Raw genomic sequence first — 22,902 nt, forward strand, 5'->3', positions numbered from 1 at the left:
GGAACACGCGCCATAGCCGTGGTGTCCGCCCGCACACCGCTGCTTCCTCTCCTCACCCTCCGCGCGGAAGTGATCGCCACTCTCGAGCCGGGAATCCTGAAGTGAAGGTGGTACGGGCGGCCGGTCCGAGGCGAGTCGAGGGGACACCTCCTGAGGTCGCCGCAACTGCGGCTTGGTGGACCTGGCGGCGGGTCGTGGGACGTGACACGCCACTCCTTCACCGCCGGTCGCTTCCGGGGTGTGCCTTCGGAGGCCGGGGTGGGCGGATTGTGTGTGACCGGCAAGCCCGCGTGACCGGTGGCGTTCGAGTGTGGCATGGGAGGCCGGTGTGGGGGGGTGTGTGACCGGGCAAGCCTGCGTGACCGGTGGCACTCGGGGTGTGCCTGGGGAGGCCGGGTTGGGCGGGTTGTGTGCGGCATGGTGAGCCTGCGCTGGTGGCATTCGGGATGTGCCTTGGCAGGCCGGTGTCGGCAGGTCGTATGTGACTTGACTAGCCCGCGTGACCGGTGGCGCTCGGGGCGTGCCCTGGGAGGCGGAGATGTGCGCGGGGCGGGGTGTCGCACAGGTCCGCGCCGCTGGCGGGGCTCGGGACGCGCGTGGGGAGGCTCAGGCAAGCGGCAAGGTTCGAGGTATGACATCGGAGGACGAGACGAGGCCGAGATCGGCGGCGGGATAGCCCGGCGCATGGTGCGGTCCGAGGACGGGTTGGCGACCGTCTTCGCGTGTCTAGCGCTCGTGGCGCTGATCTGGGCGACGCTGCTGATCGCACAGGTGGGCTGCGTGGTGGTGGCGCGCCATCGAGCGCAGGCGGCGGCGGACTTGGCGGCCCTCGCCGCGGCGGGCGCACTGGTCGAAGGCGCCGACACCGCATGCGACGAGGCCGGAGTGCTGGCGCGACGGATGGGGACGCGAGTCCGCGCGTGTACGACATCGGAGTGGGACGTCACTGTGACTGTCGAAAGGAATGTACCAATAGGTCTGTATGGCGTTCGGATCGTTCGGGCGAGCGCGCGAGCCGGCCCGGTTGAAGAGTGACGGAGTTCGATACACAGTCACGCTTGCGTCGCTTCCGGTAGCGGAAATCGGCAATTCTACTGGCCGGTTAAAAACGGACCTCCGGAATTCCCCGAGGAAGCTTGGATAACAAAAGCGAATGGCGTACGGGACGGCAATGGTGCCAGTGGCAATAGTCTAGTTAACATGAATCCATTCCTTTTTATTCGCCAGGGGTGAAGCGTTGCCATTCCACTAGGAGGTGTCCCAACTGCACCAGCATGTTCGCTGGCAAGGTCGACAACCGGTCACGACCCAGGCTCCGCGCCGTCACGAACCGGCCGACACGTCCTCGTCGGCGGAAAGTTCGGCGAGGACGGCGGCGAGCAGGCGTGCCGCCGCCGCCTTGTCCAGCGGATGGTTCCCGTTGCCGCACTTGGGCGATTGGACACAGGACGGGCAGCCCGTCGCGCAGCCACACGACTCGATGGCCAGCCGCGTCGCCGAAAGCCACTGGCGGAGCCGGGCGAACCCGCGTTCGGCGAAACCCGCTCCGCCGGCCTGGCCGTCGTAGACGAAGACGGTGGGCAGGCCGGTATCCGGGTGCTCCGCGGTGGAGACGCCGCCGATGTCCCAGCGGTCGCAGGTCGCCACCAGCGGCAACAGCCCGATAGCCGCGTGCTCGGCCGCGTGCAGCGCTCCGGGAACGTCTTGGGGTTCGATTCCCGCCATGGTCAACAACTCCGGTGTCACGGTGTACATGACCGCCCGGGTCGGCAGCGTCTGCGGCGGCAGGTCCAGTTCGACCAGGTCGAGCACTTCGCCGGTGACCAGCGTGCGAAGGTAGCCGATCACTTGGCTGGTGACCCGCACCTGTGCCAGTCCAACTGTCACGTGACCGTGGGCGCGGTGCTCGGTCACCGCGTCGACGGCGATCGAGGTCACCTGACGTGCGCTGGTGGTCCACCCGGGCTCGGCGGCGTGTACGAAGGCCACGCCGTCGTCGAGGTCCAGCTCGTCGACCACGTAGGTCTCGCCTTGGTGCAGGTGAACGGCGCCTTGGTGCAGCGTCGCCCGTGCCCGCCCCGCGTCGGCGGTGCCCAGCAGCCTGCCGGTCTCACCGTCCACGATGGCCACCGGAGCGCCGATGCCGCCACGGACGTCGACCGCGTCGTGCGGCTGGGTCTCCGCGGTCACGTACCAGCGCGCGCGGTCCGCTGTGCCACGGCGTCTGATCAGCCCTTTCTCGGACAGATCGGCCAATACCTCGCGGGCGCCGAACTCGTCCACCTCGGCGTCGGTGAGCGGGAGCTCGAGCGCGGCGCAGAGTAGCTGTGGGCCCAGCACGTAGGGATTTCGTGGATCGGTGATGGAGGCCTCGACCGGCTTGTCGAGCAGTGCTTCGGGATGGTGGACGAGGTAGGTGTCCAACGGATCGTCCCGCGCCACGAGCAGGACGAGGGATCCCTGGGTGCGCCGTCCCGCCCGTCCGGCCTGCTGCCAGAACGATGCCACCGTTCCGGGAAAACCGGAGATGACCACGGCATCCAGTCCGGCGATATCGACGCCGAGTTCCAGCGCGTTGGTCGTCGCCGCGCCCAGCAGCGATCCGTCCGACAGGGCCGCTTCCAGATCGCGCCGATCCTCCGCGAGATATCCCGCCCGGTAGGACGCCACCCGCGCGGCCAAGTCTGGATCGACCTCGGCCAACAGCCTTTTGGTTTCTATCGCGGTCAGCTCCGCGGCGCGACGCGATCGGACGAACGTCAAGGTCCGCGCCCCTTCGGTTACCAGATCCGCCATGATCCGCGCTGCCTCCGTGGTGGCGGCTCTGCGCACGGGCGCGCCGTTCTCGCCGGTCACCGCCGTGAGCAGAGGTGGTTCCCAGAGCGCGACCGTGCGCGGGCCCTGCGGCGATCCGTCCCGGGTGACCGCGACGCACGGCGCGCCGATCAGTCGCGACGCGGCCGCAGCCGGTTCGGCCGAGGTCGCCGAACAGAGCACGAACACCGGATCGGCGCCATATCGAGCGGCGATGCGCCGCAGCCTGCGCAGCACCAGCGCGACGTGCGAGCCGAAAACACCGCGATAGGCGTGGCATTCGTCGACCACCACATAGCGCAGCTTGCGCAGCACGCGGGCCCAGCGCTGGTGTGACCGCAGTATGCCCAGGTGGAGCATGTCGGGATTGGTGAAGATCCATCGCGCGTTCGCGCGTACCCACTGGCGGATCTCGGCCGGTGTATCGCCGTCGTAGGTGGCCGGATGCACGTCCCGCAGCGGACCTTCGTGGGTCAGCGCGCCGACCGCGCGCAACTGATCGGCGCCCAGCGCCTTCGTCGGCGACAAATACAGTGCGGTGGCCTTCGGATCCGCTTGCAGCGCCGTGAGCACCGGCAACTGGTATCCGAGCGATTTACCTGAAGCGGTGCCGGTGCTCACGACCACGTGCCGACCGTCGAACGCCGCATCCGCCGTCTCCACCTGGTGGCGCCACGGCGCGTCGACGCCCGTGTCGCGCAATGCCGAGATCACCTCCGGTGATGCCCAAGCCGGCCAGGCGCGGCGCTCGGCGGCCCGGGCGGACAGCTCGACCACATGGGTCAGTCGAGGGTCGTCATCCGGACCGCCGGTTAGGACACGATTCAGCAACGATGCTCCGTAGCTGGGCTCGCTTCTCGGTTGCGCGCGCAGCGCCGAGTCGGGTGGATTCACGAGACGAACCCCGCAACACGCTCGGGAAGTGTGAAACGTGTGTGTCCGGGAATCCCCACCTGCCATTTCGATACCAAATAGCGACCTGGGTCACAGCTCCTTTGCTGAACGTCCACTCGGTTATCACCAGGCAAACGAACCCCAAGTCTGGATTCCGCCATTGTGTCCCTCACCTGCGCATTCGCAAGATCAACTTTTTTGCAAATTGTCGGTAACTCGACTGTTGAATTGCCCGAAGACATGGTTCACTGGTTCCTGGTCGCAAGCTTCTGTGTTCGAGGGACGGATCCAAAGTCCAAACCGTCAGCAGGATCGATGTTGCGAACGGTGTGCTTGGTGCTTTCCTGCAGGGGGAACCAACAGTACAGCGGTCGGAACGGACCCGGTGGACGAACCCAGTTGTCCGCCGTTCCGGTAAGAAAAGAGAAGGAACAGAATGGCACAGGGAACTGTGAAGTGGTTCAACGCGGAGAAGGGGTTCGGCTTCATCGCGCCGGAGGACGGCTCCGCTGACGTCTTCGTCCACTACTCCGAGATCCAGGGTTCGGGTTTCCGCACCCTCGAGGAGAACCAGAAGGTCGAGTTCGAGGTCGGCCAGGGCACCAAGGGCCCGCAGGCCACCGGAGTGCGTGCGCTCAGCTGAGCGGCGCGAGATCCACAGCTCGTCCCTCACCACCGGCAACGGGGTGGGGGACGAGCTATATCTGGGGTAGTCACGGCCCGCGTGAGCCGGCGGAACGGCCCGCTGAGCACGCCGCGGCGCAGGTGTGGCGAAAAGACAGGGCATACTGATTCGAACTGACGCGCGTACGCTCAGTGGTTCGAGTCGCAAGCACTCGACCACACGCGGCGTCACGGTATAAACGTGTCTGGTGCGACGTTCAGCCGTCGCAGCCGCTTACCCCAGCCGCGCACAGCGGGAAACAACGCAGCGCGGGTCGATCAGGAAAGGTGTATTCGCCGGTGGCAACACGAGACCGCGGTGCAGCCGACCAGGGCCGTGCCCTGCGTCGTCTCGTGATCGTCGAGTCCCCGACCAAGGCCCGCAAGATCGCGCCGTACCTCGGTCGCAACTACACGGTCGAGGCGTCGGTCGGTCATATCCGGGATCTGCCGCGAGGCGCGGCCGACGTCCCGGCCAAATACAAGGGCCAATCCTGGGCGCGGCTCGGCGTGGACGTGGACAACGACTTCGAGCCCATCTACGTCGTCAGCCCGGACAAGAAGGCCAAGGTCACCGAGCTCAAGAGCCTGCTGAAAGACGCCGACGAGCTCTATCTGGCCACCGACCCCGACCGTGAGGGCGAGGCGATCGCCTGGCACCTGCTGGAGACGCTCAAACCCAAGGTGCCGGTCCGGCGAATGGTGTTCCACGAGATCACCGAGCCGGCCATCCAGGCCGCGGCCGCGGATACCCGCGATCTCGACAACGACTTGGTCGACGCGCAGGAGACCCGCCGCATCCTGGACCGCCTCTACGGCTACGAGGTCAGTCCGGTGCTGTGGAAGAAGGTCATGCCGCGGCTGTCGGCCGGCCGTGTGCAGTCGGTGGCCACCCGGGTGATCGTGCAGCGCGAGCGCGAGCGGATGTCGTTCCGTTCCGCCGAGTACTGGGACATCGCCGCCAAGCTCGACGCGGGCAACGGTGAGGGCGGCGACGCCACCAATCCCAGGACCTTCGGAGCGCGGCTGGTCGCCGTCGACGGGGCGCGGGTCGCCACCGGACGAGATTTCGGGTCGGACGGGCAGCTCAAGGCCGTCAGCGGCGTCGTCGTACTGGACGAGGGCTACGCGCGGCGGCTGGCCGAGGCGCTGGACGGCGCCGACCTGGTGGTCTCCTCGGCGGAAGCCAAGCCGTACACGCGCAAGCCGTATCCGCCGTTCATGACCTCGACGCTGCAGCAGGAAGCGGGGCGCAAACTCCGTTTCACCTCCGAGCGGACCATGCGGGTCGCGCAGCGGTTGTACGAGAACGGCTACATCACCTACATGCGCACCGACTCGACCACGCTGTCGGAGTCGGCCATCGCCGCGGCCCGTGCGCAGGCGACCCAGCTCTACGGCGCCGAGTACGTGCACCCGACCGCGCGCCAATACAACCGCAAGGTGAAGAACGCGCAGGAGGCCCACGAGGCGATCCGCCCGGCGGGCGACACCTTCGCGACGCCGGGCCAGCTGCACGCGCGCCTGGACAACGACGAGTTCCGGCTGTACGAGCTGATCTGGCAGCGCACCGTCGCCTCCCAGATGGCCGACGCCAGGGGCACCACGCTGACGCTGCGCATCACCGGCGTCGCGGGCACCGGCGAGGAGTGCGTGTTCTCCGCGTCCGGCCGCACCATCACGTTCCCCGGGTTCCTCAAGGCCTACGTGGAGAGCGTCGACGAGGAGGCCGGCGGCCAGTCCGACGACGCCGAGTCCAGGCTGCCCGCGCTGGAGGAGGGCCAGGCGGTCACCGCGGTCGAGCTGAATCCCGACGGGCACAGCACGAATCCGCCCGCGCGCTATACCGAGGCGTCGCTGATCAAGACCCTCGAAGAACTCGGCATCGGCCGTCCGTCGACGTATTCGTCGATCATCAAGACGATCCTCGACCGCGGCTACGTCTACAAGCGCGGCAGCGCGCTGGTGCCGTCGTGGGTGGCGTTCGCCGTGATCGGCCTGCTGGAAGAACATTTCGGCCGACTGGTCGATTTCGACTTCACCGCCGCCATGGAGGACGATCTCGACGCCATCGCGGGTGGGCGCGAGCAGCGCGGAAACTGGTTGTCCAGCTTCTACTTCGGCGGCGACCACGGCGTGGAGGGCTCGGTCGCGCGGTCCGGCGGTCTGAAGAAGATGGTCGGAGAGCGGCTCGACGACATCGACGCGCGAGAAATCAACTCCATCAAGCTGTTCAGCGATAACGCTGGACGCGATGTCGTCGTCCGGGTCGGCAAGTACGGGCCGTACCTGGAACGGATGGTCGCCGATCCCGATGACCCGGAGGGCAATCCGGTGTCGCAGCGGGCCAATCTGCCCGACGACCTGCCGCCGGACGAGCTGACGCCCGAGGTGGCCGAGAAGCTGTTCGCGACGCCGCAGGAAGGACGTTCACTCGGCGTCGATCCCGAGTCGGGGCACGAGATCGTCGCCAAGGAAGGGCGTTTCGGTCCTTACGTCACCGAGATCCTGCCCGAACCGCAGGCCGCCGACGGGCAGGAACCCGCCAAGAAGACCGCGAAGAAGGCCGCGGCGCCCAAGCCGCGCACCGGTTCGCTGTTCAAGTCCATGGACCTGTCCACCATCACTCTCGACGACGCGCTGAAGCTGCTGTCGTTGCCCCGCGTGGTCGGCACCGACCCGGCCAGCGGCGAGGAGATCACCGCGCAGAACGGGCGTTACGGGCCCTACCTGAAGAAGGGCACCGACTCCCGGTCGCTGAACACCGAGGACCAGATCTTCACGGTGACGCTGGAGGAGGCGCTGAAGATCTACGCCGAGCCCAAGCGCCGGGGACGACAGGCATCGACCGCCGCCCCGCTGCGTGAACTCGGCAACGACTCGGCCAGCGGCAAGCCGATGGTGATCAAGGACGGCCGCTTCGGCCCGTACGTCACCGATGGCGAGACCAACGCGACGCTGCGCAAGGGCGACGAGATCGAGTCGATCACGCCGGAGCGGGCCATGGAACTGCTCGCCGACCGGCGGGCGCGCGGACCGGTGAAGAAGGCGGCCAAGAAGACCGCCGCGAAGAAGGCGCCCGCCAAGAAGGCAGCGGCGAAGAAGACCGCCGCCAAAAAGGCGACCACCACGAAGACGGTGGCCAAGAAGAGCGCGGCGCAGAAGTCGGCGGCGAAGAAGACCGGCGTCGGGAAGTCGTGAGTTCTCAGCTCATGGCGACGCCCGTAGCGTGTGCGCCATGAGTACAGAACAGGAACGCGAGGATCTGATCGCGATGCTCGCCGACCAGCGTGCGCTTTTTCGCATCACGCTGCGCGGTATCGATGACGAGCAGGCGCGGCGGCGCACCACCGTGAGCGAGCTGACCCTCGGCGGCTTGCTGCACCACCTGGTCAGTTGCGAACGGCACTGGACCTCGGTGATCGTGGAGCGGGACGAGAACGCGGAACTGGACCTCTCGCAGTACGGCAGCGAGTACGTCATGGCGGACGAGGAGACCGTAGCCGGTCTGCTGGCCACCTGGGACGAGGTCGCTGCGGCGACGGCAGAGCTGATCCGCTCGGTGGACAGCCTCGACAGCTCGATCCCCACACCGACGGCGCCGTGGACTCCGGAGCGGATCTGGCAGTCGGTGCGGTACACGGTGCTGCACATCCTGCGAGAGATCGCGCACCACTCGGGCCATGCCGACATCATTCGCGAGGCGCTGGACGGCGCGAACAGCACAGCGCAGCGCGCCTCCTAGCCGCGGTAAGACGCGGCGGCAGTCGACGGAACTGGGCAGGCTTGGTCCTGAGTGGTGCGAGGGGGTCTGTAAGGGTACGCGGAACCGGCAGATCGCCGGGCGTGGCTGTGATGTGCCGAGTCAGCGGGTGTGTCTGCGGTCAGCTTCGGTTCGGCATGGTTGTGGTCTGCCGAACCGGGTGCGACCGGGACCCTTCCGGACGGCGGTGCGCTGTCGGTGGGGGCGGCTAGGGTGTACGGCGTGGCGGGTGTCTTCGATCGGTTGGTCGGCCAGGAGGCGGTCGAGTCCGAGCTGATTGCCGCCGCCGTCGCGGCGGGCGGGGGGCGGGTCGACGGCGCGATGACGCATTCGTGGCTGTTCACCGGGCCGCCGGGGTCGGGCAGATCCGTCGCCGCGCTGTGCTTCGCGGCGGCGTTGCAGTGCACCGACTCGGAGACGCCCGGGTGCGGCAGGTGTCACGCCTGCACCACGACCATGGCGGGTACGCACGGCGACGTTCGCCGGGTGGTGCCCGAGGGACTGAGCATCAGCACCAAGGAGATGCGCGAGATCGTGCAGGTGGCCTCGCGCAGGCCGAGTACGGGGCGCTGGCAGGTGGTGGTGATCGAGGATGCCGACCGGCTGACCGAGGCGGCGGGCAATGTGCTGCTCAAGGTCGTCGAGGAGCCGCCGGACCGGACGGTGTTCCTGCTCTGCGCGCCCTCGGTGGATCCGGAGGACATCTCGATCACGCTGCGCTCCCGCTGTCGGCATGTGCACCTGGTGACGCCTTCGGTGCCCGCCATCGCACGGGTGCTCCGGGAACGCGACAAGCTCGATGAGAAGACCGCGAACTGGGCCGCTTCGATCAGCGGCGGGCATGTCGGCCGAGCCCGCAGGCTCGCCACCGACGAGGAGGCGCGAGCCCGCCGTCGGCGCGCGCTGGCGTTGGTCACGGCGTCCGGAAAACCGGGTGCGGCCTACGCCGCCGCCGACGAACTGGTCCGCGCGGCCGACGACGAGGCCAGGCAGATGAGCGCGGCCCGCGACGAACGCGAACGTGAGGAACTGGCCACCGCGCTGGGGGCGGGCGGCACCGGCAAGGGCGCCGCGAGCGCCACTCGCGGCTCCGCCGGCGTTCTCAAGGATCTGGAGCGACGGCAGAAATCGCGCGCGACCCGCACCGGCCGCGACGCGCTCGATCGCGCCCTGATCGACGTGGCAGGCGTCTACCGGGACGCGCTGGCCGTCCGTTTCGGCGCCACCCGCCTCGGCTCCGGCGTCGCGCTCACCCATCCGGACCTGTCCGACGAGATCCACGATCTGGCCGAACGGGTGCGTCCCGAAGGCCTGCTGCAGTCCATCGAGGCCGTCCTCGCCTGCCGCGAAGCCCTCGACCTGAACGTCAAACCCCGCTTCGCCCTCGCCGCCATGGCCGCCGCCCTCATCGCGGCCCGCGCGAAATGACCGTGACCACCCGTTTTCGCGATCCGGCCGCGAGACGATAGACTCGCTTGGCCGAAAGGCACGCCGCCTTAGCTCAGTCGGTAGAGCGCTTCACTCGTAATGAAAAGGTCGGGGGTTCGATTCCCCCAGGCGGCTCCAACGAAAGGCTAGGTCAACGGCAGTTCCGGTACCCTGGAACGGACCTGGTGTCATCACCGCCGTCATCAACGGCATCTCGAGGCGTGTCTTCCGACAACCGGAAGGTTCACCAAGGCCGGTGGGTCACCCGCTGGAAAGCGGCGTTGAACGCTTTCGACATCACCTTCGAAGGCCGACTCAGCGCTGGACGGAAGTAACCCAATCAAACCGAGTTACACCGATGACTGGACAGACCTGGCCCGAAGGCGGTGTCGCCTCCGGGCCACGCTGCGTCGCCGGTCGCTGTTCAGTTCTGGGTGGATTGGACCGGTGACTTCGCCGGATGTGCGTCAGGGGAAACCCCGTCGTGAGCGACCATGGCATCGGTGCGGGCCAGGCGCGGGCCAGAGGCGAGTAGACCCACCATCGCCCAGGGCGCGAGTTCGGGTTTGGCTTTCTCGGCGTCCATGCCGAGTGCTTTTTGCGCGTCGGCACCTGTGATCCCGTAGCGCACCCCGGTGTCAGCGACGAAGAACATGCTGTCGCGACGTTGGCTGTCGGGCTCGATGCCGGTGGTCTGCACGAAGAATCCCGATCCCGGGGTGGAATAGAACTGGGCGACCTTGTCACTGCCGGACGAATCGGCCTGGGCCAGGCGCACCGGTCGGGCGGTACCGGGGATCGGCAGTGCCTTGCCGGTGATCAATGTCAGCTCAGCGTGTTTGCTGCCATCGGAGACGTTCGCGCCGGACAGCGGTTGCCATGACAGACACTGCACCGGTGAATCCTTGGTGTCAACGATGGTCGGGGCTGTATCAGGAAAGTCAGCCACCGGGAGCACGTTCACCATATCCACGCGGGTGCGTTCGAACGGCTGAATCTCACTGTTTCCGGCGGTTATCGGGTTGGAGTTGCGAACGATGGCGGCGGTCAGCGGTGAGATCGCCTGTAACCCCTCGCGGAGCACTACGAAGTGTTGATTGTCGGTCGACAGCTTCACAACATCGCCGTTGTGGTACCTGCTCAGAACGGCAGACAACGGGACCCCGCCCGGGTCGGTGATCTTCGGCGCCACGATGGCCGGCACTTCAGGAATCGCGTTGAGCAGGCCTTCGCTGATCGGGCGCGGGGTCATGCCGCGGATGCCTAATGCGTCGGTCACCGAGCGGTCGGCCATATCCACCCGGGCACGGCGGTTGTCGTAGATCAGATACGCCGAGTCTCGCCCTTGCACCAGCAGCGCCCGGCCGTGGACGAGGGCGCCGGCCTTGTCTCCGAGGTCGGGACTGCCAGCGATCACGGTGCTGGTCACAGTGTTCGAGCCGTCGTTGCGCAGCTCGTCGCACACCGTCCACGCGCGGCCCTTGCCGTCGGTGGCGAAATTCAGCGACGAGGGGGCGCCTGGAATACCGATCAGAAGCCCGCGCGGCTTCTTCGCCAGTTCCGACTCTTTGATGATCACCGGTTTGGCCGGATCACCGACCGCCAACCGTGCCGACGCGAGATTCAGTGCCGGGTGCACCACGCCCTCGATCACCGCATACACCTGACCGGACTCTTTGCCGATGAGGATCTTGTTGTCGTCGATCTTGTCCTGCGGTCGTATCAGCGCCAGCACACCACAGCCCGCGAGCACGACACAGCCGAGGATCAGGCCGGCCGCGTAGGCACGCGACTGCGAACGCATCGGATCATGCAACATACGCACATCCCGGCGCACCAAGGCATGCTCCATACGCCGGACCAGGAAGCGGTAACCGCTGACCTGCCAACGCGTAGTGGGTTTTGAAGGCATACGTGCTCCCCCTACCAGTGCTCACAACTTGCCGACATACCCTAGCCCCGCGTCACCTTCCCAGCACTAATTTAGCGGCCAACCACAGGTGGGTCCCCAGCCGATCCACGCAGGTACTGGTGTCGCGGTCGCCTATCTGTCGGAACGATCGAAACGCCGCGGTGTCGACCCAAACGACACGGCGCCGGCAGGGTCCGCACGAACTACAGCGAACGAACGACACACCATCAGCAGTCAGAAGAATGCCTTGTCATGTCGCCAGACGCGGTAACTGCGGAATCCAGTGAGCGGTCGGACCGAGGATCAGACCGTTGACGGAGTGGTCCTTGATGCTGGCGCGTCGTTGCCGCGGCCGACCGGGCGTCGCTGCTGGCATCGTGCCGGTCGGGTAGCAGGCGCCCGTTCGAGAACACTTGACTGCGGGAAGCAGATCTTCAGCTGAGGCAGTGAATTTGTTCTGAATAACGAACCGATCCGCGCATGACGAGGCCGAGCGGTTCATGACCGCCCGGCCGTGTCGACCACCTCGATCCGATTCCTCGGGAGACCATCATCAGAATGGCAAGAACAGGCCGATGGTCGCACCGATGGCAGCGCCGACCGCGCAACCGATGACGGCGCCGACGAGGAAGAACCAGATACCGATCAGAACGCCGATCGCGCACCCGATCGCCGCGCCCACGAAGACGCCGACGAGCAGAGCGTCATGCAGCAAGCCCTCCACCTCGGGTGGGGTGTTGACCGCGGCGGGGTTCGGTACGCCGGCCGCCGGTGTCAGCGTCAGCGACTTACCCGACGGATCGAGTGCTGGTGTCAGGGCGAAGTTCTGGCCGGTCTCCATACGCAGTGTCGTCGGGATCGCACCGATGATCGCGCCGTCGTCAGCGAGCACGTTGACCGCAGCCGGTGTCACTTCGAACCGTCCCGAAGCCAGATCCACCGTAGCGGTGCGATGATCCGGCGCCAAGGATGTCGTGTAGGAGATAGGCCCATCCACCCCGTTCATCGTGAGGCCTGCCAGGGTGCCCTCACCGTGTGCTGTGGCCGTTGCTATGCCCGTTGCCGACGGTCAATCCATGGCCGGGCGGGATGGCGGCCAGGCGTCACCCCACTCCACGTTCCTCGCACCGCGGTACGCGTCGCCCTGTCGCTTCGAGACTCGGGTCTGCAGTACGCCGTCGTCCGGCGTGCAGAGCTGCATGGTGACCAGGCCCTTGCGTTTGAGTGGATGCCGCAGCATTCGACCCTGCGCGGGCCGGTACGGGGTTCGAGAGGCGATGACATAAGAAAACTTCTCGTCCTCATGGCCGCGTTCGCCGCCCTTCAGCCGCCTATGGAGGGAAGTCCGGTTGATCCGCGTGCTGAAATGGCACCAGTCCGTGCCCGGGGCGAGCGGGCATGCGCGCTGGTGCGGGCAGGGCGCCACGACCGTCATATCGGAAGCGATCAGCACGTCGCGGGCGGCGAGGATTCTTCGGTGGCCGTCTGGGGTTCCCGGTTCGATGACGGCCACTACTTCCGCGCCGCCAGCAGCTCGGGCAACCAAAGCGGCTTGCTCTGCGTCGGACAGCTCGCTCAGCACATAGGAAATCGTGACCAGGTCGGCTGCGCGGAGTACCTCCTGGTCGGCGAACGAGGCTCGCCGCCACACGGCAGAACGTGTCGCCGCGGCGGTGGCGCCCTGCGCAAGCCTGCGGCCGAGCTGCAGCGCCTCGTCCACCTGATCGAGAACCGTCGCGTCGGTCAGGGAAGGGAACAGTTCCGCCGCGGCCCATAGCGCCGCGCCGGTACCTCCGCCGACGTCGAGAAAGGTCCGCGGCAGGAAGTCGGGGGCCTGCTCGGCGAACCGATCGAGGGCCCTGCGCACGGCGGCCCAGGTTGCGGGCATGCGGTAGGCGGCGTACGCGGTGACATCGGCGGTCGATACGAGGATCGGCGTCGACGCCGGATGCGGGTCCCGATAGCGAGAGATCAGCCGGTCGACCGAAGCGGCGAGTTGCCGCTCGGGAACGCCCACACACGCCCGGTCCAGGGCTTCGATGAGTTCGACGGGCAACTCCACCCGAAAGCTCCTCCGTGTCGACTGGGTCGTCATTCTGACATGTCGGCCCACGCCCACTGGTCAGCGGTGACCGACGACCCGCACCGGGTGGCGGACAATGCCTCGGCGGTGCTGCTGCTGACCGACTGGCCGCAATACCGATCGCTGGATTGGCGGGGATCGCCGCGGCGATGCGGCATCCGATCGACACCCGTAATCTCCTCAATTGTGCGATGGCCGCGGCAGCAGGGCTGCAATGGACCGGCACCGGACGGGCAGCCCTCGAGCTGACGGTGTAGCTAATCGTGAAGGCGGTTCGCCGCTCAGGAGGCCCAGGGGCCGATGCCGCCGACCTTCTCGATTCGGATGCGGGTGAGATAGCCGGGGGTGCGTCCGCCGGGGGAACTGGGCGTTCGGGCTGGCCAAAGTCTTGGCGAGCTCACGGAGCAGTTCGGGTGCGCCGCCCTCCACGACGCGGGCGGTGCCGGTGATCGACAGGTATGGGCGCATCACCTCGCCGCGTTCCTGGGACAGAATTGTCACCGCCACGCGCGGGTCGCGGCGGACATTGCGGATCTTCTGGTAGACGCCCAGGTGGGCGGTGACGAGTTCGTCGCCCTCCGGCGTCGATCGCAAAGCCACCCAGACGACCGATACCTGTGGGCTGCCGTCCGGGTTGATGGTCACCAAGGTCGCGTCAGCGCCGGAACCGATGAGTGCGCGTGCGGCGTCGTCGAGTCTCATGTGCTTTTCGACTATCTGATCGGCGCTTTCATTCCCGCGCGGGCGCCACAGTCCTGCTGGGGTACCGCGGGCTGCCGGCGAAGATCGCGAGGCAGCCGCGGGCTAACAGCCGTGGTCAGTGTTCGCACCGGTTACGTGACGACGAAGACTCCCTTCCCGGGAACATGCGGGAAGTTGGTCGCGATGAGGACTTCCACCCGGCCGAGGCCAGAGGGTATGCGGACAGGCACCCAGACATCCGCGACGTTCTCCTCGGCCGGTGTGGCGTCATCGAGCCAGATCGAGGGGAGGGTGCCCAGCTCGCCGGTGTCGGAGTTCCGCCACGACACGGTGACCTCCGCGCCGCAGGAGCCGCCCGGCCGGTCGGGGCTGAAGACGAACTCCGGCCGCAGCCAGAGCGTCGCGTTGTCGGCGTAGTTGCGGTCGGGGTCGTATCGGGCGGCGATCATGCCGATACCCGCGCCCTCGCCGCCGCACAGGGTTCGCGCCGGGGGGACGCCGAGGGGCAGCGCGGATGCGGACGGGGTGGACACGGCAAGTGCGCCTATGGCCAGAGCCAGGACCGCCACACCACGACAGACATTCACCGCTGCTCCCTTCGCCGGAACCAGAACTTGTCTGTCTGAAGTGTCGACTCTAGTTCGCTGTGTGTTAACGGTTCTGGTGGAAATGAGGAGCTGAGCGGCGGAAACCACAGCTGTTACCGCTGGATAAGCGAGGAGGGCGGTACTGATCGCTGGATAGATGTCCGGTCGAGTATCTGACGGGCAAACAGGACGGCCCGGATGGGACGGTCCTGCGACACGACCGAGAGCAGGGCCGGGAAAGCGCGAATCCACGCGGCGCGCGGCCCCGCGGTCGCAGCCGCTACACGTCAGCCGCCGTGCCCGGCGTTGCCGCGGAGACAGTTGCTCCTGGACCGGGCGCCGTTGACCGGCCCAGGAGAACGTCCTCCGGGGTCAACCGGCGACTGCGGAGCGCAGATGGGCGCGCTCGGCGGTAGCGGCCAATTCCGCGTTGAAGCGGTCGGCGGCTTCGATATTGCCCAGGTGGCCGGTGGGCCACACATGGTAGGCGGCCAAGTGGCCGGTCTCGGCGAGGGCGTCGGCGATGCGGCGCGACATACGTTCGGGCAGCAAGCGGTCGTGTGCGCCCGCGATCACCGTGGTGGGCACGGTGAGGGCCGCGGCGGCTTCGGCGAGATCCATGTCGGCGAGCGCTGCGGCGTGCCTGCCGCGGGTGAGCGGCCGGCACGAGCGCACGATGCCGAGGGCGAACTCCACCTGGTCGTCGGTCGCGTGTGGCGTCATCACGCGCGCCTTGAGCAGTGCGCTGACCGGCCAGCCGCCCGGCAGCGGGACCGGGGCGGTGAGCAGTGTCTCCGCGATGATCATCGGCATGCGCACGGTGGCGCCGAGCACGGTGATGGGCCGGTCCGCCAGCGTCAGCGGCTTGTTCAGCAGCGGAAGCAGATCGGTGTCGTAGCGGATATTGCCCGAGGAACTGTTCAACAGCACGGCGGCGGCGGCTTGCTTGCGGACCTGCTCCGGATAACGAGCGGCCCACGCCTGCACGGTGATGCCGCCCATGCTGTGGCCGACCAGGACGGCGCGCTGCCCGGGGCGCAGCGTCGCGTTCAGGACCGCAGACAGATCGTCGGCCAGCGATTCCTTGCTGGGCAGCGACTTGCCGCATTCGCTGGCGCCGTGGCCGCGCTGGTCGTAACAGACCACGCGGTACCGGTCGGCGAACGCGTTGATCTGCGGGTTCCAGTACTCGATGCTGCAGCTCCAGCCGTGGATCAGCACGATGACGTCGCCCTTGGCAGGACCGTACGCGTGTACTCGAAGGCGGGCGCCGTCTGCGGTGGTGACGGGGATGACCGCGTGACGGGCGGTGGGGGCGTTCAATGACGCGGTGCGGAACGTACGGGACCGCAGTCCGGCACGGTATTCGGCGGTCAGCGCGCCATTGCGCGCGTCGGCCAGCGTCCTCATCGACTTCACCAGCATCGAGCACTCCTTTGTGTCCACCGTCACCGTACAGTGCAAGCAGGGTGCTTGCTAGTGCTAGCGCCGTAGGACGGTATTCCTGGTCTATATCGGGGAGTACCCCCGGAATCGCTACGGCAAAAGATCATTTCCGGCACGAAACTCGGACGCGATGAATCGGGCTTGTCGGAGTTCGATGCCGGGATCGCAGCCGGCGTAGCGCCGCGCTGCGGTGGCAGTCGCGACCGCCGCACGGTTACCGTTGACCTCGTGGACATCGCGCGCACTGCTTCCGGCCCCGTGACGGAACCGGGCCCCGAGCCGAGGACAGGTCGGCGTGGCATCGCGCTCCCCCTGCTCATGGCGGGAGTCGGAATAGGTGTCGGCGTGTTGCTGCACCTGCGCGATCCGCATATCGAAGGCTCCTACGGCACCTGCCCGGTCTACGCTCTGACCGGCTGGTACTGCCCCGGCTGCGGCGGCATGCGGGCCGTGCACAACCTCACCGATGGGCAGGTCATCGACGCGCTGCACAGCAACTTGCTCGCGCTTCCGCTGGTCCTCGCGTTCGCGGTGTGGGTGACGGACTGGACCGTGCGGGCATGGCGTGGTCAGAAGATGCGGCTGCCGTCGATCAGCCGCACCGCGATGTGGAGTTTCTTCGCGTTCCTGGCGATCTACACGGTGTTGCGCAATACGCCGTGGGGAACCTTGTTCACACCGGTGTAACAATCCGGGATCAGGGCATCCGCAAGTATGAACGATTCGCTGAAGACCAGGGTGCGGCAGAAGTTGCTGCGCCAGCTCGTGGAAGATCCGCGCGACACCGAACACGACGACCCCCGGCAGATCGCCGTGGAAACCGATCTGGACGCGCTGGCCAACGTCCCGGAGGACGATCCGCTCGTCGAGGAACTGGCGGCGCGCTATCTCGTGTTCTGATCAGGCGGTCGAGGCGCCGCCGAAGGGCGGCAGCTGCGGTAGTCGCTCGGCGCGCAGCCAGCTGTCCCACAGCGATCGCAGCGGCACCAGACTGTAGTGCCCCGCCAGGTCGGTGAACTCCTCGGTGGTCACCGAGGAGTGCCGGTAGCGGATGGTCCACTCGCGGAGCAGATCGAAGAACGGCGAGTCGCCGAGTTCCAAGCGCAGGGCATGCAGGGTCAGGGCGCCGCGTTTGTAGACGCGGTCGTCGAACATGCGCAGCGGTCCCGGATCGCCGATGACGATGTCCTGCGGTTCGCGAGAGAGGTTGTGCCGAGCGGCTCGGGCCAGCTGGTCGGTGGTGGGTCCGCCCGCCGCCTCCGACCAGATCCATTCGGCGTAGCAGGCGAAACCTTCGTGCAGCCAGATGTCTCGCCACTGCCGGATGGTGAGGCTGTTGCCGAACCACTGGTGCGCCAGTTCGTGGGCGACCAGCCGTTCGGCGCCGCGGCGGCCGTCGCAGTGGTTGGCGCCGAAGATCGAGATGCCGTGGGCCTCGATCGGGATCTCCAGCTCGTCGTCGGTGACGACCACGGTGTAGTCCTGGAACGGGTAAGGGCCGAACTTCTCGCTGAAGACCTCCAGCATCTTCGGCTGACGAGCGAAGTCGTAATCGAAACTGGCGCGCAGACGCGACGGCAGGACGGCGTGCATCGGCACCAGGGAGTGCGAGGAACCGATCCGGTGCTTGGAATAGTGGCCGATCTGGATGGTGGCCAGGTAGCTCGACATCGGTTCGGGCTGCTCGTACACCCACGTGGTCTGACTGGCTTTGGTCTGCTTGCGCAGCAAGGTCCCGTTGGCCACCGCGTAGTACGGTGAATCGGTGGTGATCGAGATCCGGTAGCTCGCCTTGGAACTCGGGTGGTCGTCACAGGGAAACCAGGACGCCGCGCCATTGGGCTGGCTGGCCACGAGCGCCCCTTCGGTGAGTTCCTCCCAGCCCACTTCGCCCCAGGGGCCGCGCACCGGTTTCGGGGCGCCGCCGTACTGCACCACGAGCGAGAGCACGCCGCCCGCCGGAATCCGCTGGTTCGGCGTGATCACAAGCTTGCCGTGCTGGTGGGTGAACTTCGCGGCCTTGGCGCCGTTGACCGACACCTTCGACACGCTCAACGCCTGGGAGAGATCGAGCGCGAACCGAGGCCGCACCTCGGTGGTCACCGCGGTGATCACGGCGCGGCCGGCGAGCCGGTTGGCGGCCACCCGGTAGGACAGCTCGAGCTCGTACCGGGAGACGCGGTACCCGCGGTTGCCGTTCTGCGGAAGGTAGTCATCGATGGGGGCTTCGTAGAACTTGCCCGCCATCAGCGCGTCCCGGGATCGCCCGTGAACCAGGGCGCGATCGGGTTGCCCCACCAGCGCGTCGAGGCGGGCACCGTGTCCCCGCGCATGACCAGCGAGGCCGGGCCGACGGTCGCGCCGTCGCCGAGCGCGGAAGCGGGCAACGCCACGCAGTGCGGACCGAGGGTGGCGCCCGCGCCGATGGTGACGGTGTCCATCGCCATGATCCGGTCGTGGAACAGGTGGGTCTGCACCACACAGCCGCGTTCCACGGTCGCGCCGTCGCCGAGAGTCACCAGGTCCGCCTCCGGTAGCCAGTAGGACTCGCACCATACCCCGCGGCCGATGTGCGCGCCGAGACCGCGAAGCCACAAGTTCAGCACGGGCGTCCCGGTCGCCGCGCGCGCGAACCACGGAGCGGCAACCGTTTCCACGAAAGTGTCGGAGACCTCGTTGCGCCAGACGAACGAACTCCACAGCGGGTGCTCCCCGGTGCGGATGCGGCCGACCAGCAACCATTTGGCGGCCACCGCGCTCGCTCCCGCGACAGCGCCCGCCGCGAGCAGCACCAGCCCGCTGAGCACCCCGGCGGCCAGATGGCCGAAGGTTCGCGCGAGCCAGGCCAGGGTGAACAGCACGCCGAGGCCGATCGCGAAGGTGACCAGGACCGGGATCAAGCGGCAGGTTTCGACGACGCCCCGGGCGACGCGCAGGCGGGCGGGCGGGTCGAAGGTGCGCGCCGTATCGGCGCTCTCCGCGGCGCGGCGCAGCCGGACCGGCGGACTGCCCAGCCAAGACGAACCGGGCTTCGCCTTCGACGGCGCCGCCGACAGCACCGCCACCAGCCCGTTCTTCGGAACCCGTCGGCCGGGCGCGGTCATCCCGGAGTTGCCGAGGAAGGCGCGTTTGCCGACCTTGGCCTCACCGATGCGCAGCCAGCCGCCGCCGAGTTCGTAACCGGCGATCATGGTGTCGTCGGCCAGGAACGCCCCGTCGGCGACGGTGGTGAACTTCGGCAGCAGCAGCACCGTGGACGCCTCCACGCTCTTGCCCACCTTGGCGCCGAGCAGGCGCAGCCACACCGGAGTGAGCAGGCTCGCGTACAGCGGGAACAGGAACGTGCGCGCGGAGTCCAGCAGTCGCTCCGTGGCCCACGCCTGCCAGCCGACGCGGCTGCGCACCGGGTGGTAGCCCTCGGTCAGGCCGATGCTCAGCAGCCGGACCGCGACGATGGTCGCCCCGGCGTAGACGCCCAGACTGAGCAATGTCGCGAGGGGAAGTACGGCGAACGCGCGCACCGCGCCGTCGGCGAGCGTGCGGGTGTCGCGAATGAACCAGGCGAGGAACGCGCCGCCGGCGCCGATACCGAGAATCGGCATGGCGGCCAACGCCATCGACGTGATGCCGAAGATGCCGACCCAGTGCCGGGCCCGCCGAGGCGTGTGCGCCGGCCAGCGGTGCTGGGCCTTGCCGACCTTCACCGCGGGCGAACCGGCCCACTCCTGCTCCGCCTTCACCTTGCCCGCCACCGCGGAACCCGGCGCGACCTCGGCATTCTTGCCGACCTTCGTGCCGGGCAGCAAGATCGAGCGCGAGCCGACCACCGCGCCGGGGCCGACGGTGATCGGCCCGAGGTGCACCACGTCGCCGTCGATCCAGTACCCGGACAGGTCGACCTCCGGCTCCACGCTGCAACCGTCGCCGAGTTCGAGCATGCCGGTCACCGGGGGGAGGCTGTGCAGATCGACTCCCGCACCGATCTTCGCGCCGAGCGCGCGGGCGAACGGCACCATCCACGGCGCTCCGGAGAGGTTCTCGGCGCCGCTGGCCTCGGAGAGGCGGACGGCGGCCCACAGGCGTAGATGCACCGAGCCGCCGCGCGGGTAGCGGCCCGGCCCGATACCGCGCAGCAGCAGCCGCGCCCCGGCCACGCAGATCGCCATGCGGCCGGGCGGGGAGATGAACAGCAGGAACGCCGTGAGCGTCCACCACCACGACAGCTGCGGCAGCCAGGGCAGCGAACCGGACCAGGCGGCGATGTTGCCGACGATCGCCAGCCAGGTGAGCCACTGCAATCCGGTGAGGGTGGTGAGCGGAATGGTGGCCAGCACCTGCGCCGCCTGTGCGAGCCGTGGCGTCGGGCGCACCGTCCGCTCGGCGACGGCCACGGCGGGCGTGGTCTGCTCCAGCAGGTCGGCCAGCGCGCCGAGGCGGGGATGATCGTAGACGTCGGCGACGGCGATCTGCGGATACCGTTCGCGCAGCGCCGTGACCAGCTGCGCCGCCGCGAGCGAGCCGCCGCCGAGGTCGAAGAAGTCCGCGTCGAGGTCGCCGACCTCCGCGCCGAGAATGGCGTCCCACAGTCCCGCGACCCATTGCGCGGTGCCGGTGAGGTCGTTGTCGTCGTCGTCCTCGGCGGCGTTGGGCAGCGGCCAGGGCAGCGCGTCGCGGTCGACCTTGCCGGATGTGCGAGTGGGTAGCTCCTCGACGACGGCGAGCCTGGGCACCAGCGGAGCGGGAAGTCGTTCGGTGAGGACGGCGCGGGCGGCCTTGGCGTCGAAGTCCGGCCCCGGGCCGGTCAAATAGCCGACCAGGATCTTGTTGCCCGCTTTGGTGGTCCGGATGGCCGCCGCGGCTCCGGTGACACCGGGTAGATGCTGTAGCGCGTTATCGATTTCGCCGAGTTCGATGCGCCGCCCGCCGAGCTTGATCTGATCGTCGGCGCGACCGAGGAAGACCAGTCCGGCGCTGTCGTTGCGGACCAGGTCGCCGCTGCGGTACGCGCGCTCCCAGCCGACGGAGGGCAGCGGCGCGTACTTCTCGGCGTCCTTGACCGGGTCGAGATAGCGAGCCAGACCGACGCCGCCGATCACCAATTCGCCGGATTCGCCCTCGGCCACCGGGCTACCCGCCGAATCCACCACGACCAGATCCCAGCCATTGAGCGGCAGCCCGATGCGAATCGGCCACCGGCCGTCCAATCGCGCGGCGCATGCGACGACCGTCGCTTCGGTGGGGCCGTAGGTGTTCCACACCTCGCGAGCCGAATCACCGTTCCCGGCCAGACGTTCGGCGAGTTCCGGCGGGACGGCCTCGCCGCCGAAGATGAGCAGGCGCACGGCCTCCAGCGCCTCCACCGGCCAGGTCGCCGCCAACGTCGGTACGGTCGAGACCACGCTGATCTCCCGCCGCACCAGCCAGGGACCGAGATCGGCGCCGGTGCGCACCAGCTCACGCGGGGCGGGCACCAGGCAGGCGCCGTTGCGCCAGGCCAGCCACATCTCCTCGCAGGACGCGTCGAAGGCCACCGACAGACCGGCGAGCACCCGGTCGCCGGGGCCGATCGGGGCGTCACGCAGGAACAGGTCGGCTTCGGCGTCGACGAACGCGGCGGCGTTGCGGTGGGTGACGGCAACGCCTTTCGGGGTGCCGGTGGAACCGGAGGTGAAGATGATCCAGGCGTCGTCGCCGGGGCCGGGCAGCGTCGACCAGGTGTCCTCGCGCCGCAGCTCCGCGGCGCGGATGCCCGCGGCGGTGGTCTCGATGCCGTCGGCGGTCACGATCGCGGTGACCTGCGCCTCCCCGAACACCAGCTGGGCGCGCTCGTCCGGGTCGTCGGCGTCGACCGGCACGTACGCGGCCCCGGAATACAGGACGGCGAGGATGGTCACGTAGAGCCCGCGGGTGCCCGACGGCATCCGCACGCCGACCCGGTCGCCCGGCCGCACGCCGGCCGTGGCGAGACGGGCCATGGTCTTCTCGATCTCGACGACCAACTCCAGGTAGGACAGCGTCACCTGGCCGTCATCGATCGCGGGGGCGTCGGGATGGGCGAGGGCCGTTGCGGTCAGGATGTCCACGAGGGTCCTGGCCTCGGGCGCGCGGTCGCCGCGCGACAACGGGCGCGCCGGTGCGTGGACGTCTGTCTCGAGCATGGTGCTCTGCGCACCTCCCATCGGCCTGCCTCACACTTTCCTGTTGTTGTGTCATAGCTGGGTTACCAAACGGCAAACACCGCTACGGCCAGCTGTCCACGGTACCCGGGGTTGTCGTCGCTTGTTGGGCACCGGACCGGCTGCCGGATCGGTAGGCGCTGCGCGTGTTGTTGCAGGTGGAATCGTGATTTGCCGCTGCGGCTGGCCGAAATGCTGGTCGCCGGGCAGTCCGCTGGGTTCGCCGGAAGATCGCTGGCACCGAGGTGTGATTCGGCTCATCGAAGCGGTCCGTGCCTCGCCGATGTCATGGTGCCGACGCTTGGAGCGTCCCGGTCGCACGGCGCTACGTGCGACTGCCAGGCGGATCAGCTCGTTCAAAAATCGATCTGCGGAGGAGGGGCGGGCATCGGCTGTTGGGAGCTGCGTGAAAGCCCCAGGAAGGCGCGGCGCGC

16 protein-coding genes, 1 tRNA gene and 1 pseudogene are annotated in these 22,902 nt (G+C 68.0%); 8 read left to right on the forward strand and 10 right to left on the reverse strand.

Features of this window, described 5'->3' with window-relative positions:
• Nucleotides 1-684 precede the first annotated feature (684 nt).
• Nucleotides 685-1,035, forward strand: coding sequence for an Rv3654c family TadE-like protein (locus ON27_RS01940; protein WP_043718441.1), 351 nt, complete (start codon nucleotides 685-687; stop codon nucleotides 1,033-1,035).
• Nucleotides 1,036-1,323: 288 nt separating this feature from the next.
• Here ON27_RS01940 and sftH read toward each other — a convergent pair whose 3' ends face one another.
• On the reverse strand, nucleotides 1,324-3,645 hold the full coding sequence (gene sftH, locus ON27_RS01945; RefSeq protein ID WP_245559749.1) for a DEAD/DEAH box helicase: 2,322 nt from the start codon (nucleotides 3,643-3,645) through the stop codon (nucleotides 1,324-1,326).
• 499 nt (nucleotides 3,646-4,144) lie between these two features.
• Here sftH and ON27_RS01950 point away from each other — a divergent pair, with 499 nt between their 5' ends.
• The 5 genes from ON27_RS01950 to ON27_RS01970 all read left to right on the forward strand — a co-directional run bounded on the left by ON27_RS01950 (nucleotide 4,145) and on the right by ON27_RS01970 (nucleotide 9,700).
• Entirely contained in the window at nucleotides 4,145-4,351 is a 207-nt protein-coding gene (locus ON27_RS01950) for a cold-shock protein (protein WP_011206895.1), read from the forward strand.
• 320 nt (nucleotides 4,352-4,671) lie between these two features.
• The gene (gene topA / locus ON27_RS01955) at nucleotides 4,672-7,572 is read left to right on the forward strand and encodes a type I DNA topoisomerase (protein ID WP_043718443.1); all 2,901 of its coding nucleotides are present in this window, start codon (nucleotides 4,672-4,674) and stop codon (nucleotides 7,570-7,572) included.
• Nucleotides 7,573-7,609: 37 nt separating this feature from the next.
• Nucleotides 7,610-8,116: a mycothiol transferase gene (locus tag ON27_RS01960; RefSeq protein ID WP_043718446.1), complete on the forward strand. Its 507-nt coding sequence runs from the start codon at nucleotides 7,610-7,612 to the stop codon at nucleotides 8,114-8,116.
• 240 nt (nucleotides 8,117-8,356) lie between these two features.
• Nucleotides 8,357-9,562 (forward strand): DNA polymerase III subunit delta', encoded by a 1,206-nt coding sequence (locus ON27_RS01965; protein WP_043718479.1) that lies wholly within the window; start codon nucleotides 8,357-8,359, stop codon nucleotides 9,560-9,562.
• A 62-nt stretch (nucleotides 9,563-9,624) separates the two neighbouring features.
• Nucleotides 9,625-9,700: transfer RNA gene (locus tag ON27_RS01970), tRNA-Thr, on the forward strand.
• Between the two features lie 286 nt (nucleotides 9,701-9,986).
• Here ON27_RS01970 and eccB read toward each other — a convergent pair.
• From eccB to ON27_RS43815, 7 genes and pseudogenes are all read right to left on the reverse strand, one after another.
• Nucleotides 9,987-11,474 carry a type VII secretion protein EccB gene (eccB, locus tag ON27_RS01975; protein WP_083887333.1) on the reverse strand — a complete coding sequence of 496 codons (1,488 nt, stop codon included), beginning with the start codon at nucleotides 11,472-11,474 and terminating at the stop codon, nucleotides 9,987-9,989.
• A gap of 553 nt (nucleotides 11,475-12,027) precedes the next feature.
• Nucleotides 12,028-12,480, reverse strand: coding sequence for a DUF8020 domain-containing protein (locus ON27_RS01980; RefSeq protein WP_245559750.1), 453 nt, complete (start codon nucleotides 12,478-12,480; stop codon nucleotides 12,028-12,030).
• Between the two features lie 63 nt (nucleotides 12,481-12,543).
• The gene (locus tag ON27_RS01985; protein WP_218002947.1) at nucleotides 12,544-13,536 is read right to left on the reverse strand and encodes a small ribosomal subunit Rsm22 family protein; all 993 of its coding nucleotides are present in this window, start codon (nucleotides 13,534-13,536) and stop codon (nucleotides 12,544-12,546) included.
• Between the two features lie 302 nt (nucleotides 13,537-13,838).
• A pseudogene (locus ON27_RS01990) lies at nucleotides 13,839-14,259 on the reverse strand (TIGR03618 family F420-dependent PPOX class oxidoreductase).
• Nucleotides 14,260-14,390: 131 nt separating this feature from the next.
• A complete protein-coding gene (locus tag ON27_RS01995) occupies nucleotides 14,391-14,792 on the reverse strand; it encodes a hypothetical protein (protein WP_157227060.1) in 402 nt (133 codons plus the stop codon).
• A gap of 426 nt (nucleotides 14,793-15,218) precedes the next feature.
• Nucleotides 15,219-16,271, reverse strand: coding sequence for an alpha/beta fold hydrolase (locus tag ON27_RS02000; protein WP_043718453.1), 1,053 nt, complete (start codon nucleotides 16,269-16,271; stop codon nucleotides 15,219-15,221).
• A gap of 111 nt (nucleotides 16,272-16,382) precedes the next feature.
• Complete coding sequence (locus tag ON27_RS43815) at nucleotides 16,383-16,664, reverse strand: hypothetical protein (protein WP_169334481.1); 282 nt, start codon at nucleotides 16,662-16,664, stop codon at nucleotides 16,383-16,385.
• Between ON27_RS43815 and ON27_RS02005 the strand changes: the two genes are divergently transcribed.
• The gene (locus ON27_RS02005; RefSeq protein ID WP_245559751.1) at nucleotides 16,638-16,979 is read left to right on the forward strand and encodes a DUF2752 domain-containing protein; all 342 of its coding nucleotides are present in this window, start codon (nucleotides 16,638-16,640) and stop codon (nucleotides 16,977-16,979) included. The two genes, ON27_RS43815 and ON27_RS02005, sit on opposite strands and share 27 nt — an antisense overlap.
• A gap of 27 nt (nucleotides 16,980-17,006) precedes the next feature.
• Nucleotides 17,007-17,192 carry a hypothetical protein gene (locus tag ON27_RS02010; protein WP_043718456.1) on the forward strand — a complete coding sequence of 62 codons (186 nt, stop codon included), beginning with the start codon at nucleotides 17,007-17,009 and terminating at the stop codon, nucleotides 17,190-17,192.
• Here the strand turns inward: ON27_RS02010 and ON27_RS02015 are convergent, their stop codons facing one another.
• Both ON27_RS02015 and ON27_RS02020 read right to left on the reverse strand, forming a co-directional pair.
• A complete protein-coding gene (locus tag ON27_RS02015) occupies nucleotides 17,193-18,539 on the reverse strand; it encodes a M1 family metallopeptidase (protein ID WP_083887337.1) in 1,347 nt (448 codons plus the stop codon).
• On the reverse strand, nucleotides 18,539-22,450 hold the full coding sequence (locus ON27_RS02020; RefSeq protein ID WP_043718458.1) for a Pls/PosA family non-ribosomal peptide synthetase: 3,912 nt from the start codon (nucleotides 22,448-22,450) through the stop codon (nucleotides 18,539-18,541). The genes ON27_RS02015 and ON27_RS02020 overlap by 1 nt, the downstream gene beginning before the upstream one ends.
• Nucleotides 22,451-22,902 lie beyond the last annotated feature (452 nt).

Origin of the sequence: Nocardia asiatica NBRC 100129 (genome assembly GCF_000308415.1) — a bacterium.
Taxonomy (GTDB): Bacteria; Actinomycetota; Actinomycetes; order Mycobacteriales; family Mycobacteriaceae; genus Nocardia; species Nocardia asiatica.

Bases quoted from the DNA above. Each gene is read 5' to 3' on its own strand.
- ON27_RS01980 (WP_245559750.1), bottom strand. From the start codon at position 12,480: ATGAACGGGGTGGATGGGCCTATCTCCTACACGACATCCTTGGCGCCG.
- ON27_RS02000 (WP_043718453.1), bottom strand. From the start codon at position 16,271: ATGCTGGTGAAGTCGATGAGGACGCTGGCCGACGCGCGCAATGGCGCG.
- ON27_RS02010 (WP_043718456.1), top strand. From the start codon at position 17,007: ATGAACGATTCGCTGAAGACCAGGGTGCGGCAGAAGTTGCTGCGCCAG.
- ON27_RS02020 (WP_043718458.1), bottom strand. From the start codon at position 22,450: ATGCTCGAGACAGACGTCCACGCACCGGCGCGCCCGTTGTCGCGCGGC.
- ON27_RS43815 (WP_169334481.1), bottom strand. From the start codon at position 16,664: ATGCGGATCGCGCAGGTGCAGCAACACGCCGACACCTATTCCGACTCC.
- ON27_RS01960 (WP_043718446.1), top strand. From the start codon at position 7,610: ATGAGTACAGAACAGGAACGCGAGGATCTGATCGCGATGCTCGCCGAC.
- ON27_RS01940 (WP_043718441.1), top strand. From the start codon at position 685: ATGGTGCGGTCCGAGGACGGGTTGGCGACCGTCTTCGCGTGTCTAGCG.
- ON27_RS01950 (WP_011206895.1), top strand. From the start codon at position 4,145: ATGGCACAGGGAACTGTGAAGTGGTTCAACGCGGAGAAGGGGTTCGGC.
- eccB (WP_083887333.1), bottom strand. From the start codon at position 11,474: ATGCCTTCAAAACCCACTACGCGTTGGCAGGTCAGCGGTTACCGCTTC.
- ON27_RS02015 (WP_083887337.1), bottom strand. From the start codon at position 18,539: ATGGCGGGCAAGTTCTACGAAGCCCCCATCGATGACTACCTTCCGCAG.